We start from the raw sequence: 13,789 nt of genomic DNA, 5'->3' as shown, positions 1-13,789 counted from the left end.
TTTCGCGAGCAGGCTCGCTCCCACACGGTTTGCAATTCAACTGTGGGAGCGAGCCTGCTCGCGAAAGCGGCAATGTAATTTTTTTGCCTATCGCCAGACAAGAGGCACTCTCAGTATATGGCACATTTTCAAACCCGGGCATGGGCTTCAGGATAACCCCATGAACACACTTATCGCTTTCTACCAAAACCTCGGCCTGGCCCTTTCTTTATTGGTCATTGGCACCTTTTTGCTGGCCGGCGCAGTCAAGGGGGTGATTGGCCTTGGCCTGCCGACCATTTCAATGGGACTTCTCGGCCTGGCTATGGCTCCGGCACAGGCTGCGGCACTGTTGCTGATTCCAGCCACGCTGACCAATGTCTGGCAACTGGCATCTGGCGGGCATCTGCAAGCATTGATCCGGCGCTTGTGGCCGCTGCTGCTGGCGATTTTCATCGGCACCGGCCTTGGCACGTTGTGGATCGGCAATGTGGGCGGCGCCTGGGCAGTACGGGCGCTCGGCGCGGCGCTGGTGTTGTATGCGCTGAGCGGGTTGTTGCTGCCGACGTTGCGAGTGAGCGCCCGGGATGAACACTGGCTCGCGCCACTCTGTGGCGTGTTGACCGGTGTGATCACCTCGGCCACAGGCGTGTTCGTCATCCCGGCGGTGCCTTATCTGCAAGCGCTGGGCTTGAGCAAGGATGAGTTGGTGCAGGCCCTCGGCCTGTCATTCACCGTCTCGACACTAGCGTTGGCGGCCGGCCTGCTGTGGCGCGGTGTGCTGGGGGGCGGTGAACTGAGCGCTTCGCTGCTGGCGCTGGTGCCGGCGCTGCTGGGGATGTGGCTGGGGCAATGGTTGCGCCAGCGGATCAGCGCCGTGCTGTTCAAGCGGGTGTTTTTCATTGGCCTTGGCGCGCTCGGCGGCCATTTGTTGATCAACGGCTAGCCGAGGATCGACTGAGCATGTCGACGCGGCGGATCTCGAAGTCGCGTTCCAGATAGTCCATGCGCTGCTCGAAGAACTGCTTCATGTGCGGCAGGTTCGAATGCACTTCCAGGTCCGCCTGGGATGCCCAGATCTCATAGAAGATAAACAGGGTCGGGTCCTGCTGGTCGCGCAGCATGTGATATTCAATGCAGCCAGGCTCGGCACGACTTGGTTCGACATAGGCGAGAAACAGCGTTTCGAAGGCTTCGGCTTTTTCCGGGCGGGTCTTGGCGTGCAGGATGAAACCGTGCAATTCACTCATCAGGTGGGCTCCTGGTAAAAGGGTCCGGCGAATTTTACGGCAACAATCAAGCTGTGATTCGTGCGTTTAGGTCAAAACAGTTTTGTCGTTTCGCTGCTTATTCCGCGCGAAGCTCATCGGTACTCTGCCGCCATCATTTTCAATCTTCCCTTCGGCGGCCGTTCAACGGCGTACGTCGTGGAACCTGATGAGGCTCCTGATGAAAAAAGTCCTGTTGCTCAATGGCGGTAAACAATTCGCTCACTCCGACGGTCGCTATAACGCAACCCTGCACGACACCGCGCTCAGCGTGCTCGACCGTGGCGGCCTGGATGTAAAAACCACGTTCATCGACGGCGGCTACGACATCAAGGAAGAGGTCGCGAAATTCCTTTGGGCCGACGTGATCATTTACCAGATGCCCGGCTGGTGGATGGGTGCTCCCTGGACGGTAAAAAAATACATCGACGAGGTCTTCACCGAAGGCCACGGCAGCCTCTATGCCAGCGACGGCCGCACCCGTTCCGATGCTTCGCAGAAATATGGCAGCGGTGGCCTGGTGCAGGGCAAGCAGTACATGCTGTCGCTGACCTGGAACGCCCCGCAGCAAGCCTTCGACGACCCGACTGATTTCTTCGAAGCCAAGGGCGTGGACGCGGTGTATTTCCCGTTCCACAAGGCCAACCAGTTTCTCGGCATGAGCGGTCTGCCAACGTTTCTCTGCGTGGACGTGATGAAGCGTCCGAACGTCGAAGAAGATGTGGCGCGGTATGAGCGGCATTTGATTGAGGTGTTCGGTCTTTCTCGGTAATCGGGCTAGTATCCGGCTGACTTGAAGCGAAGGTGTCGTGGCGAGGGAGCTTGCTCCCGCTGAGGTGCGAAGCGCCTCCAAAAAGCGGTCGCTACGCGCCCAGCGGGAGCAAGCTCCCTCGCCACAAAGGCGATCGTTACATCGGTATATGCATTCCACGAGAGGATGTCTGTGAAAGCCAGATCCGACGAGTTGCAGATTTTTGTCTGCGTGATCGAGTGCGGATCGATTTCCGCCGCCGCCGAGCAGGTCGGGCAGACGCCGTCGGCGGTCAGCCGCACGTTGTCGCGCCTGGAGGCCAAGCTCGACACCACGCTGATCAACCGCACCACGCGGCGCATGGACCTGACTGAAGAAGGCAGGTACTTCTTCGAGCAGGCCAAGGGCATTCTCGACCAGATGGACGAGCTGGAAGAGCGCCTGTCTTCCCGCCAGAAGAACCCCGCCGGGCGCTTGCGGATCAATGCCGCATCGCCGTTCATGCTGCACGCGATCGTTCCTCATATCGAAGAATTCCGCACGCTCTACCCGGACATTCAGCTCGAACTCAACAGCAACGACTTGATCATCGATCTGCTCGAGCAAAGCACAGACGTCGCCATCCGCATCGGCACCCTGACCGACTCGACGCTTCATGCACGGTCGCTGGGATGCAGTCCGTTGCACATCCTCGCCAGCCCGGCCTACCTCAAGCGCCATAGCACACCTTCAAGCGTGGCCGAGTTGGCGGAGCATTCGCTGCTGGGGTTTGCCCAGAACGACGGGCTCAACCAGTGGCCGCTGCGCCACATCCACGGTGATCGCTGGCCGATCCAGCCGGCCATCAGCGCGTCCAGCGGCGAAACGGTGCGTCACCTGGCGCTGCAAGGGCAGGGCATCGCTTGCCTGTCGGATTTCATGACGCGCGACGATATCAGCGCCGGCCGCCTCAAGGTGCTGCTGGCCGGTGCCAACAGCGGCTACCGCCAGCCGATCAACGCGGTGTACTACCGCAACTCTCAACTGGCGCTGAGGATCCAGTGCTTCCTGGACTTTATCCAAGGCAAGCTCGCCGGGTACGCCTCGCGGGAATTCAAGGGCTGATTCGTGACTTCAAGGCAAGAGTGATTTGGGCAACGTGGACTGTTTCGGCAAGGAACGCTCCTCGATACTCGTCCCATCACTTATTTCGCCAAGGAGTTATTCCATGAAAGTATTTGTTACCGGCGCTGCCGGCTTCATCGGCGGTTCCATTGCTACCGGTCTCGTGCGGGCCGGCTATCAGGTCACTGGCCTGGTGCGCAACGCCGAACAAGCCGACGAGTTGAGCGCGCTGGGCATCACGCCGGTTATCGGCACCCTTGAAGACAGCGCGCTGCTGATCAAACAGGCACGAGCCGCTGATGCGGTGATCAACGCCGCCAGCAGCGATCATCGTGGCGCGGCCGAAGCGTTGGTCGAAGCGCTCAAGGGCTCGAACAAGGTGTTGCTGCATACCAGCGGTTCGAGCATCGTCGGCGACGCATCGGGCGGTCGTGCCAGCGATGACATCTACTACGAAGACTCCCTGCCGCAACCTACCGCCGACAAGGCGCCCCGTGTCGCGATCGACAACCTGATTCTCGACGCGGCAAAGCATGGCGTGAATTCGGCGGTGATCTGCAACACGCTGATCTATGGCCACAGCCTGGGCGTCAAGCGTGACAGCGTGCAACTGCCGCGCCTGCTCAAGCAGGCACGCAAAAGCGGCGTGGTGCGGCATGTCGGACCGGGGCAGAACATCTGGTCCAATGTGCACATCGAGGACGTGGTCGAGTTGTACACCCTGGCCCTGACCCGCAACCAGCCTGGCACCTTCTATTTTGTCGAAAGCGGTGAAGCTTCGTTCATCGGGATGACCACCGCGATGGCTCAGGCGCTGAACCAGGGCGAACCGCAGGATTGGCCGCTGGCGGATGCCGAAGCCGAGTGGGGTTATGAAATGGCCAATTACGGCCTGGGTTCCAACAGCCGCGTACGCGGCAAGAATGCCCGCGAGCTGTTGGGGTGGACACCGAAGCGCACGTCGGTGGTGGCTTGGATTCTTGATGAGATGGTGTGAGTTACATCAGAGCTGGTGAGATCCATAAGTAAAACCCAGGACCTGTGGGAGCGAGCCTGCTCGCGAATGCGGAAGACCACGCAACATGTGCTTCGACTGACCGGCCGCCTTCGCGAGCAGGCTCGCTCCCACAGGGTCTTGTGTTGGCATTCGTCAGTCGTGATGCACACCCGCGCGCTTGAGCATCTGCTTGCAACGCTCGGACAGATGAAACACCCGCAGATGCTTGCCCGCCTTGCTGTAGCGCTCGCGCAGGGTCATCAACGCAGCGATGGCCGAGTAGTCGACGAAGCTCAAGTGGCGGCAGTCCAGGGTCACCAGGTCGGGGTCGTTGGCCGTGTCGAACTGGTTGAGGAACGGCGTGGTCGAGGCGAAGAACAACGTGCCGTGCAGCCGATAAAGCTTGCTGCCATCGGCTTCCAGGTGCGTGTCGGCGTACAACTCCCGGGCCTGTTGCCAGGCGAAGTTGAGTGCCGCGATGATAATCCCGCAGAGCACCGCGACGGCCAGGTCGGTAAACACGGTGATGACGGTGACCGCGATGATCACCAGTACATCATTGGCCGGCACCTTGTTGATGACCCGCAACGAGGCCCAGGCAAAGGTCTGCTGAGCGACCACGAACATCACGCCCACCAGCGCGGCCAGCGGGATGCGTTCGATCAATGGCGACAGGAACAGCACGAACAGCAACACCATCACCCCAGCCACTACTCCGGACAAGCGGCCGCGCCCGCCGGAGCTTAGGTTGATCACCGTCTGGCCGATCATGGCGCAACCGCCCATGCCGCCTAACAGGCCGGACGCCATGTTTGCCGCGCCCAATGCCACGCACTCACGGTCCGGATAACCACGGCTCTCAGTGATTTCGTCGGTGAGGTTGAGGGTCAGCAGCGTTTCCAGCAGGCCGACCATCGCCATGACCACCGCATAGGGCGCGATTATCAGCAGGGTTTCCAGGTTCCAGGGGATATCCGGCAGGGTAAGGACCGGCAAGCCACCGGCGATGTGGGCCATGTCGCCCAGCGTCCGGGTCGGCAGGCCAAGCAAGTAGACCGCCAGGCCAATCCCGAGGATTGCCACCAGGGCCGGCGGTACGCTACGGGTCAGGCGCGGGAGCAGATAGACGATGGCCATGGTCAACGCCACGAGGCCGGCCATCAGGTACAGCGGGGCGCCGCTCAGCCAGGTTCCGTCGCTCTTGAAGTGCTCCAGTTGCGCCAACGCGATGACGATCGCCAGGCCGTTGACGAAACCGAGCATCACCGGGTGCGGCACCATCCGCACCAGCTTGCCCAGCCGCAGCAGCCCGAACGCCATCATGATCAATCCGCCCAGCAGCACCGTGGCCAGCAGGTACTGCACGCCGTGTTGCACCACCAGCGCGACGATCACCACCGCCATCGATCCCGCCGCCCCCGACACCATGCCCGGCCGCCCGCCGAACAGGGCGGTCAACGTGCAGATGATGAAGGCGCCATACAGACCCATCAGCGGATTCAGATGCGCAACCAGGGCGAAGGCAATGCATTCCGGGAGCAAGGCGAAAGAGGTGGTGAGGCCGGCGAGGGCGTCGGCGCGAAGACGAGCTGGTTTCATGGTTTACCTGATTGGGCGCCGGTGAAGCGTCGGCTGCCGAAGACGTGGTGCGAAAAGCAGGGGGAATGGTACGGAATCGAGGACCTTGGGGCCAGCGATTGGCTTTCCGGGGGCCTGCTTTGCAGGCCAGCGGGAGCAAGCTCCCTCGCCACGAAGGGCCTGTCTGGCGATGAAAATTCGGCTGTGGATTTTCATCGGCGCCTTGTCTCGATGTCCCTGCGCGACATTTTTTGTCTGTGGGCGAAAATTATTTTCAACGGGTTTGTAGATTTATTCTCGAAATGATTTATGAGTTTCATAAACAACGACGTGACCCCATTCGAGGAGTAACGCATGGCCCCTGATTTCGGTTATTGGCTGTTGGTCTACGCGGCGATCGCGATCATTGCGCTGATTGTCCTGATCGCGCGCTACCGTCTCAACCCGTTCATCGTGATTACCCTGGTTTCCATCGGCCTGGCGCTGCTGGCCGGGATGCCAGCGTCCAGCGTCGTGGGCGCCTACGAGGCGGGTGTGGGTAAAACGCTGGGGCACATTGCGCTGGTAGTGGCCTTGGGCACGATGCTCGGCAAGATGATGGCCGAGTCCGGCGGCGCGGAGCGGATGGCGCAGACGCTGATCGAGCGCTTCGGCGAGCGCAACGCTCATTGGGCGATGGTGTGTATTGCGTTCCTGGTGGGGTTGCCGTTGTTTTTCGAGGTCGGCTTTGTGCTGCTGGTGCCTATCGCATTCACGATTGCCCGGCGTGTCGGCGTGTCGATCCTGATGGTCGGCTTGCCGATGGTGGCCGGGTTGTCGGTGGTCCACGCCCTGGTGCCACCGCATCCTGCGGCGATGCTGGCGGTGCAGGCATTCCAGGCTTCGGTGGGGCAGACCCTGCTGTATGCGATCCTGATCGGCATTCCCACCGCAATCATCGCCGGTCCCCTGTACGCCAGATTCATCGTGCCACGCATTCAGCTGCCGGCCGAGAACCCATTGGAGCGGCAATTTCTCGACCGCGAACCACGTGCCAACCTGCCGGGGTTCGGTATCACGTTGGGGACGATCCTGTTGCCGGTGGTCCTGATGTTGATCGGTGGCTGGGCCAACCTGATTTCCACGCCGGGCAGCGGTTTCAATCAGTTCCTGTTGTTTATCGGCAACTCGGTGATCGCCTTGCTCCTGGCGACCATTCTCAGCTTCTGGACCCTCGGCCTGGCCCAAGGCTTCAACCGTGAATCGATCCTCAAATTCACCAACGAGTGCCTGGCGCCGACGGCCAGCATCACTTTGCTGGTGGGCGCCGGCGGTGGTTTGAACCGGATTCTGGTGGACGCTGGCGTGACCCAGCAAATCGTGGGGCTGGCCCAGGAGTTCCAGTTGTCGCCGTTGGTCATGGGCTGGCTGTTCGCCGCGTTGATGCGCGTCGCCACCGGTTCGGCGACGGTGGCAATGACCACGGCCTCGGGCATTGTCGCGCCCGTGGCGATCGGCCTCGGTTATCCCCATCCTGAGCTGTTGGTGCTGGCGACTGGCGCCGGGTCGGTGATCTTTTCCCACGTCAACGACGGCGGCTTCTGGTTGATCAAGGAATACTTCAATATGACCGTCACCCAAACCTTCAAGACCTGGACCGTGCTCGAAACGCTGATCTCCCTGGTCGCGTTCGGCCTGACCCTCGGGCTTGCGCGCGTGCTCTGACCGCGCTCCAACAGAGGTGCCGTCATGGACATCCTTTACCAGATCCGCTCCCGTCAGGATTTCTTCAGTGCAGGCGAAGGAAGAATCGCCCGACTGATGCTCGACGACGTAGGATTTGCCGCTTCCGCCAGCCTGGATGAACTGGCCCAACGCGCCGAAGTCAGCAGTGCCACGCTGTCGCGGTTTGCCCGGACTGTCGGTTGCCGCGATTTGCGCGATCTGCGCCTGCAACTGGCCCAGGCCAGTGGCGTCGGTAGCCGTTTCCTCGACCCCACGGGCGCGCCCGAGCAGTCGGCGTTTTATGGGCAGATCGTCGGCGATATCGAATCGACGCTGCGCCAGCACCTGTCGGCATTCGAAGAGTCACGCTTCGCCGACGCGGTTCGGATGATCGGCAAGGCGCGGATGATCCATGCGTTCGGGCTCGGCGGGTGGTCGGCGCTGTGCGGCGAAGAGTTGCAGGTGCGGCTGGTGCGTTTCGGCTACCCGATCGCCGCCTGCCGCGACCCGCTGATGATGCGTATCACGGCCACTTCGCTGAGCGATCAGCATCTGGTGATTGCCTGTTCATTGACTGGTATCACCCCGGAGCTGCTCGGCGCGGTCGAACTGGCGCGCAGCTACGGTGCAGCGATCCTGGCGATCACCCGCACCGACTCGCCGCTGGCCCACCTGGCGGATGTGGTGCTGCCCCTGCAAGGCGCCGAAACCTCCTTCATCTTCAAACCCACGGCGGCGCGCTACGGCATGCTGTTGGCGATCGATGTGCTCGCCACCGAGTTGGCGCTGGCCCATCCGCAAGACAATCAAGAGCGCCTGCGGCGGGTCAAGCTCGCCCTGGACGATTACCGAGGCGGCGAGGACGACCTGCCGCTGGGAGACTGACATGCACTACGACACGCTCATTCGCAACGCGCTGATCATCGACGGCAGCGACAAGCCCGGCTACAGCGCCGACGTGGCGATACGCGCCGGTCGTATCGAGCACATCGGCGACCTCGGCGCCGCCCGGGCGGCTGAAGAAGTCGACGCCGCCGGCCGGGTATTGGCGCCGGGATTCATCGACGTGCATACCCACGACGACACGGTGGTCATACGCCAACCGCAGATGCTGCCCAAACTCAGCCAGGGCGTGACCACGGTCATCGTCGGCAATTGCGGCATCAGCGCTGCGCCCGTCAGCCTGCGGGGCGATCCACCGGACCCGATGAACCTCCTCGGTACTGCCCAGGCGTTCGCCTACCCACGTTTCGCTGATTATCGTGCGGCGGTGGAAGCTGCCACGCCGGCGGTCAATGTCGCGGCACTGGTCGGGCACACGGCGCTGCGCAGCAACCACCTGGACGATCTGCTGCGCACCGCCAGCGCCGGAGAAATCGCCGCCATGCGTCAGCAACTGCGCGAAAGCCTGGAGGACGGTGCGCTGGGTTTATCCACCGGGCTGGCCTACGCCAACGCGTTCTGTGCGTCGACCGATGAAGTCATGCAACTGAGCGAAGAGTTGGCAGCGTTCGGCGCGGTCTACACCACCCACTTGCGCAGCGAATTTGAACCGGTGCTGGAAGCGATGGACGAGGCCTTCCAGATCGGCCGTCATGCCCGGAGCCCGGTAATCATTTCCCACCTCAAATGTGCGGGGGCCGGTAATTGGGGGCGTAGCCCACAGGTGCTCGCGGCGTTGGAAAGTGCCGCCAGAAGCCATCCCGTCGGTTGCGACTGTTATCCCTACGCGGCGAGCTCTTCGACGCTGGACCTCAAGCAAGTGACCGATGCCCATCGCATCACCATCACCTGGTCGACGCCGCACCCGCACGTGAGCGGACGGGACTTGATCGACATCGCCGCCGAATGGGGCATCCCATTGCTGGAAGCCGCGCGCCGCCTGCAGCCGGCCGGCGCGGTGTACTACGGCATGGACGAAAGCGACGTAAGACGCATCCTCGCGCACCCGTTGTCGATGGTCGGCTCCGACGGTTTGCCCGAGGACCCGTTTCCCCATCCTCGGTTGTGGGGCGCTTTCCCACGGGTGCTGGGACATTTCAGTCGAGATATCGGGCTTTTTCCGTTACACACCGCCGTGCACAAGATGACCGGCCTTTCGGCTGCACGCTTCGGCCTGAAGGAACGGGGTGAAATCCGCGAAGGATATTGGGCCGACCTGGTGTTGTTCAATCCGCAAACCGTCCGCGACGTCGCCGATTTCAACCAGCCGCAACGGGCTGCCGAGGGCATCGATGGCGTATGGATCAACGGCGTCCTGAGTTATCGCGATGGCCAGGCAAACGGCTGCCGGGCAGGTCGATTCCTGGCGCGGGAAGGCAATCTTCGCCAGGGATTTCGGACTTTTAAAGGTGTGTAAGCGGCTGATATAACGTTAATTGACGCCACAATAATGGCACTACGACACTAAAGAAGCCGGCTTATAGGCCGAAGCATTGGGGTCAACCCATCTAAACTGGGTCATTTCAGCCAGGGAGCAACCCATGAGCTTCGGTAAGACCACCCCGATCCTGCGGATTTTCGATGAAACCAAGGCCTTGGCGTTCTATGTCGATTTCCTGGGCTTTACCGTCGACTGGCAACATCGCTTTGGTGACGACTATCCGCTGTACCTGCAAGTGTCGCGCGGTGATTGCGTGCTGCACCTGTCCGAACACCACGGCGATTGCACACCGGGTTCGGCGCTGCGGATCGAGACCGATGAGCTGGAAGCGTTCCAGCAACAGTTGATGGCCAAGCAATACCGCTACGCCCACCCACAAATCCAGGCCATGCCATGGGGTAGCCAGGACATGACCATCAGTGATCCGTTCGGGAATCGGCTGGTGTTTACCAATGCGATCAGTGTGTAACAGGCAGGGTCGAACAGTGCAACGGCATGTTAGTCTCGTTTCCCCAATGCGAAGGCGAAGGAGAACGCGCGCATGACTGATCATCGCCCAGATTCTCAAGAGTCGTATGACTTGAAGACTGATGCCGAGCGTTCCAAGAGGAACGTTTGCCCAACTCCCGACAAAGAGCCGGAAGCTATAGATATGGTTTCGGGATTGGGGACCCGAATTCACCGTCGGTTCCAAGACATCGGCGGAGTTGAGCTGGATTTACCCACTCGATAATTCAACACCGCACCAATGCTGGTGCGTGAAGTGTCCGCCCGCCTCCTGAAAGAAGCGGGCAAACGCGTTTCGTCAAACCCTGAAATGACTGACCATCTGCTGCAATTGACTGCCCAGCCGCGCCAGTTCAACGCTGGACGCCGCGGTTTCTTCGCTGGCGGCGGCGGTCTGTTCGGACACGTCGCGCACGTTGATGATGCTGCGGCTGATCTCTTCGGCCACGGCGCTTTGCTGCTCGGCGGCGGCGGCGATCTGCTGGTTCATCGATTGGATGTTCGACACCGTACGGGTGATGTTCTCCAGTGATACGCCGGCCTTGCGGGTCAGGGCCACGCTGCTGTCGGTGAGGTTGCGGCTGTTGTTCATCACGGCGGCCACTTGCTGGGTGCCGTTCTGCAGGCCGGCCACCAGGCCTTCGATTTCCTCGGTGGATTTCTGGGTGCGCTGGGCCAGGCCACGGACTTCGTCGGCGACGACCGCAAAGCCACGACCGGCTTCACCGGCGCGGGCGGCTTCGATGGCGGCGTTGAGCGCCAGCAGGTTGGTCTGTTCGGCCACGGCCTTGATCACGTCCATCACTGCGCCAATCTTGTCGCTTTCCTGTTGCAGCACGCTCATGGCGTCGGTGGAACGCACCACTTCACTGGCCAGGCGTTCGATCTGGGCAATGGCTTCGCTGACCACCTGGTCGCCGGCACGGGCTTCGCCGTCGGCGGCGGCCGCTGCCTGGGAGGCTTCTTCGGCGTTGCGGGCAACTTCCTGCACCGTGGCGGTCATTTCGTGCATGGCGGTTGCGACCTGGTCGGTCTCGACTTTTTGGCTGTTGACCCCAGCACTGGTCTGTTCGGTGACCGCCGACAATTCTTCGGCGGCGCTGGCGATCTGAGTCACGCCATCACGGATGCCGCTGATGAGGTCGCGCAGCGTCACGCCCATGCGCGCAATGCCCTGTTGCAGTACGCCCAGCTCATCGCGACGGGTGACGATCACATCCTGAGACAGGTCGCCACTGGCGATGCGTTCGACCACGGTCAGGGTTTCGCGCAGCGGACGGGTGATCTGGCGGGTGATGATGACGGCGGCAATGATGCCGACCAACAACGCCAGCAACGTGCTGACCAGTTGCAACGTACGCGCCTGGGCGCTTTCGGCGTCGCGACGGTCGAGCTGGATCTGGTACAGCTGTTCGCTCAGGGAAACGATGGTCGCGCCCTGGTCGGTCATTTCCTTGCGCGCCTGCACCACGTCGGCCGTGGCCGATTTGAAGGCCTGCACGGCGCTGCGGTATTGCACCAGGGTGGTTTCCAGCTGACGCAGTTCGTCCTGATGGACGCTGGCAAAATATTCGTTCAGCGGCTTGAGCGAAGCAATCGCCGCGTCCAGTTGGGCGAAGGCCTTGCGTTCGGTATCGGCGTTGGGGTTGGCGGTGTAGCCGCGCACTTCATAGCGCGCGAGCATGAACGCCTGCTTGGCTTCAGTGATGGCCTGGAACTGGGCGAAGCGTTCATCGTTGAGGGCCATTTGCTTGACATCGGCGTCGATGGCCTCGATCAGCTTGTAGGCCGTTTCGGCGTTTGCCCCCATGACATCACGAGCGCTGTTGCCGGTGCGGTAAGCGCTGCGCATTTTGTTCAGCGACACCTGATAGGCGCTGATGGTCGCGCTCTGCTCTCTGAGCAGCTTGACGTTTTCCGGGCTCTTGAAGCTGTTGAGCAGCGCGTTCTGTTGCGCGACGAAACCGTCGAGGGTGGTTTGCACATTCTGTGCAGCGGTTTCGTCACCGTTGGCCAGCATGTATTGCAGGCGAGTCACGCGCAGTTTGGTCAGGCCGGCGTTGAGCTGGGTGATGTCGCTCATCCAGTTGCTGCGGTCGATCAGGCCGCCAAGGCTGGTCCAGCTGGTCAGGGCCAGCAGGCAGGTCAGGACCAGCACCAGGCCGAAGCCCAGGCCCAATTTCATGTTGACGCTAATGTTGCCAAACCAGCTATTCATCAAATTCCTCCAGGAACGTTGTGCTGCTTATCGTCGGTTGGCTGGAAGATTGTTGTTGTTAAGAGCCAGCAAAAACGTGTAACGGAGCTTTATCGGCGGAAACGGAGGGATCTGTAAGATTTTTTTCCACATCGGGAAAGGCAGGGGGCACAGCGGGCGACTCGGCCTGAAATTCAGGCAAAAAAAAGCCCGCGGGAGAGCGGGCTAAAACCTTAGTTTCTTGAATGAGCGAGGCGATGTTAGCGAATCCCGCGAGGACGTGGGGTGAAGAAAAGTTCATGCAGGGGCTGGCCTCATCGATTGGCTGATCGGCCGTCTGACGCGGGCCTTTCAGTTCAATAACGCATGCTCGGCACGTACCGAATTCATGAACGCCTGCATCGCCGACGACTGAATGCGATGGCGGCGGGTGATCAATCCGTACGGTGGCAACCGGGCTTCGAACTTGATCGGCAACACGGCGAGCAAGTCACGACCTGGATAATCCTCGACGACCGATATCGGGGTGACGCCGAGCATGTCGGTCTGCTGGACCAATGAGAGCAAGGTCATGATCGAGGTGGTTTCGACGATGCTGCTGGGGATATCGACCCGGGCGTTGTGAAACACCTGGTTGATGATTGCGCGCATCGGGCTCGGGTGTTGTTGCAACACCCAGGTCATGCTCTGTAGCTCGGCCCAGCCCAGTCGGGTCGCCTGCGCCAGTGGATTCTGCGCGCCACAAATGACACACAGCGCTTCTTCCCCGAGGCTATCGAAGAGCAACTCTTCGGCGCGGGCTCCGGCGGGAATACGGCCCAGGACAATGTCCAGTTGATCCTGCAACAGCGCTTGTACCAGCACGTCGCTGGTGTCGACCTGGATGCTCATGGACAAGCGGGGATGGCTTTGTTTCAGGGTCGCGATGGTGCGCGTCAGCAGTCCCGAAGCCAGTGCCGGAATGGCGCCGACTGCCACCCGGCCGAGGTTGCCGGATTCGAGTGCCACCAGTTCTTCGCGCATGCCGCTGAGCTCGGCGAAGACCATACGTGCGTAGTAAATGACGGTTTCCCCGAATGGGGTGGAGCGCATGCCACGGGGCAGGCGTTCGAACAGCTCGACGCCGAGCAAGTCCTCGGCTTCGTGCAGCATTTTGGTGGCAGCCGGTTGGGTCATGCCGATGTGGTCGGCTGCGCGGCGCAGAGAACCTAATTCCTGCAATGCCAGCATCAGCCGCAGTTGGCGCAGACGCAGTCGACTATGGATGACATTGGCAACAGGAATTCGGGTCATGGGCGGTGCTCGCTGGAAAGTCCGTGGC

The 13,789-nt window shown here is 61.2% G+C and carries 12 protein-coding genes and 1 pseudogene; 8 read left to right on the top strand and 5 right to left on the bottom strand.

What is annotated here, in order from left to right; genetic code table 11:
- Positions 1–160: 160 nt before the first annotated feature.
- Entirely contained in the window at positions 161–925 is a 765-nt protein-coding gene (locus tag J3P94_RS24010; protein WP_434569895.1) for a sulfite exporter TauE/SafE family protein, read from the top strand.
- On the opposite strand, the gene J3P94_RS24005 is transcribed toward J3P94_RS24010, so the two are convergent.
- A complete protein-coding gene (locus tag J3P94_RS24005; protein WP_434569894.1) occupies positions 915–1,229 on the bottom strand; it encodes a putative quinol monooxygenase in 315 nt (104 codons plus the stop codon). The genes J3P94_RS24010 and J3P94_RS24005 overlap by 11 nt on opposite strands.
- 199 nt (positions 1,230–1,428) lie before the next feature.
- On the opposite strand from J3P94_RS24005, the gene J3P94_RS24000 reads away from it, so the two are divergent.
- The 3 genes from J3P94_RS24000 (at position 1,429) to J3P94_RS23990 (ending at position 4,099) form a co-directional block, all read left to right on the top strand.
- The gene (locus J3P94_RS24000; RefSeq protein WP_434569893.1) at positions 1,429–2,019 is read left to right on the top strand and encodes an NAD(P)H-dependent oxidoreductase; all 591 of its coding nucleotides are present in this window, start codon (positions 1,429–1,431) and stop codon (positions 2,017–2,019) included.
- A 171-nt stretch (positions 2,020–2,190) separates the two neighbouring features.
- Entirely contained in the window at positions 2,191–3,102 is a 912-nt protein-coding gene (locus J3P94_RS23995) for a LysR substrate-binding domain-containing protein (RefSeq protein ID WP_434569892.1), read from the top strand.
- A 103-nt stretch (positions 3,103–3,205) separates the two neighbouring features.
- Positions 3,206–4,099: an NAD-dependent epimerase/dehydratase family protein gene (locus J3P94_RS23990; protein WP_434569891.1), complete on the top strand. Its 894-nt coding sequence runs from the start codon at positions 3,206–3,208 to the stop codon at positions 4,097–4,099.
- 153 nt (positions 4,100–4,252) lie between these two features.
- Here the strand turns inward: J3P94_RS23990 and J3P94_RS23985 are convergent, their stop codons facing one another.
- Positions 4,253–5,698 (bottom strand): SulP family inorganic anion transporter, encoded by a 1,446-nt coding sequence (locus J3P94_RS23985; RefSeq protein WP_434569890.1) that lies wholly within the window; start codon positions 5,696–5,698, stop codon positions 4,253–4,255.
- Positions 5,699–6,031: 333 nt separating this feature from the next.
- Here J3P94_RS23985 and J3P94_RS23980 point away from each other — a divergent pair, with 333 nt between their 5' ends.
- From J3P94_RS23980 to J3P94_RS23965, 4 genes are all read left to right on the top strand, one after another.
- Complete coding sequence (locus tag J3P94_RS23980; protein ID WP_434569889.1) at positions 6,032–7,381, top strand: gluconate:H+ symporter; 1,350 nt, start codon at positions 6,032–6,034, stop codon at positions 7,379–7,381.
- Positions 7,382–7,405: 24 nt separating this feature from the next.
- Entirely contained in the window at positions 7,406–8,266 is an 861-nt protein-coding gene (locus J3P94_RS23975; RefSeq protein ID WP_434569888.1) for a MurR/RpiR family transcriptional regulator, read from the top strand.
- Position 8,267: 1 nt separating this feature from the next.
- Entirely contained in the window at positions 8,268–9,740 is a 1,473-nt protein-coding gene (locus J3P94_RS23970) for an N-acyl-D-amino-acid deacylase family protein (protein WP_434569887.1), read from the top strand.
- Between the two features lie 124 nt (positions 9,741–9,864).
- Positions 9,865–10,233 (top strand): glyoxalase superfamily protein, encoded by a 369-nt coding sequence (locus tag J3P94_RS23965; protein WP_434569886.1) that lies wholly within the window; start codon positions 9,865–9,867, stop codon positions 10,231–10,233.
- 336 nt (positions 10,234–10,569) lie between these two features.
- Here the strand turns inward: J3P94_RS23965 and J3P94_RS23960 are convergent, their stop codons facing one another.
- The 3 genes and pseudogenes from J3P94_RS23960 to J3P94_RS23950 all read right to left on the bottom strand — a co-directional run bounded on the left by J3P94_RS23960 (position 10,570) and on the right by J3P94_RS23950 (position 13,761).
- A complete protein-coding gene (locus J3P94_RS23960) occupies positions 10,570–11,274 on the bottom strand; it encodes a methyl-accepting chemotaxis protein (RefSeq protein ID WP_370871140.1) in 705 nt (234 codons plus the stop codon).
- Between the two features lie 201 nt (positions 11,275–11,475).
- Positions 11,476–12,354, bottom strand: a pseudogene (locus J3P94_RS23955) (methyl-accepting chemotaxis protein); the annotation flags it as partial.
- A gap of 465 nt (positions 12,355–12,819) precedes the next feature.
- The gene (locus J3P94_RS23950) at positions 12,820–13,761 is read right to left on the bottom strand and encodes a LysR family transcriptional regulator (RefSeq protein WP_434569885.1); all 942 of its coding nucleotides are present in this window, start codon (positions 13,759–13,761) and stop codon (positions 12,820–12,822) included.
- Between the last annotated feature and the right edge of the window lie 28 nt (positions 13,762–13,789).

This window comes from Pseudomonas sp. Z3-8 (assembly GCF_051131975.1).
Taxonomy (GTDB): Bacteria; Pseudomonadota; Gammaproteobacteria; order Pseudomonadales; family Pseudomonadaceae; genus Aquipseudomonas.
The sequence above is the reverse complement of the archived record's forward strand: the minus strand, read 5'-3'. Positions and strand labels throughout refer to the sequence as shown.

Coding starts and splice junctions, on each gene's coding strand:
- J3P94_RS23990 (WP_434569891.1), top strand. CDS start 3,206: ATGAAAGTATTTGTTACCGGCGCTGCCGGCTTCATCGGCGGTTCCATT.
- J3P94_RS23970 (WP_434569887.1), top strand. CDS start 8,268: ATGCACTACGACACGCTCATTCGCAACGCGCTGATCATCGACGGCAGC.
- J3P94_RS23960 (WP_370871140.1), bottom strand. CDS start 11,274: ATGACCGCCACGGTGCAGGAAGTTGCCCGCAACGCCGAAGAAGCCTCC.
- J3P94_RS24000 (WP_434569893.1), top strand. CDS start 1,429: ATGAAAAAAGTCCTGTTGCTCAATGGCGGTAAACAATTCGCTCACTCC.
- J3P94_RS24010 (WP_434569895.1), top strand. CDS start 161: ATGAACACACTTATCGCTTTCTACCAAAACCTCGGCCTGGCCCTTTCT.
- J3P94_RS23975 (WP_434569888.1), top strand. CDS start 7,406: ATGGACATCCTTTACCAGATCCGCTCCCGTCAGGATTTCTTCAGTGCA.
- J3P94_RS23950 (WP_434569885.1), bottom strand. CDS start 13,761: ATGACCCGAATTCCTGTTGCCAATGTCATCCATAGTCGACTGCGTCTG.
- J3P94_RS23985 (WP_434569890.1), bottom strand. CDS start 5,698: ATGAAACCAGCTCGTCTTCGCGCCGACGCCCTCGCCGGCCTCACCACC.
- J3P94_RS23965 (WP_434569886.1), top strand. CDS start 9,865: ATGAGCTTCGGTAAGACCACCCCGATCCTGCGGATTTTCGATGAAACC.
- J3P94_RS23980 (WP_434569889.1), top strand. CDS start 6,032: ATGGCCCCTGATTTCGGTTATTGGCTGTTGGTCTACGCGGCGATCGCG.
- J3P94_RS24005 (WP_434569894.1), bottom strand. CDS start 1,229: ATGAGTGAATTGCACGGTTTCATCCTGCACGCCAAGACCCGCCCGGAA.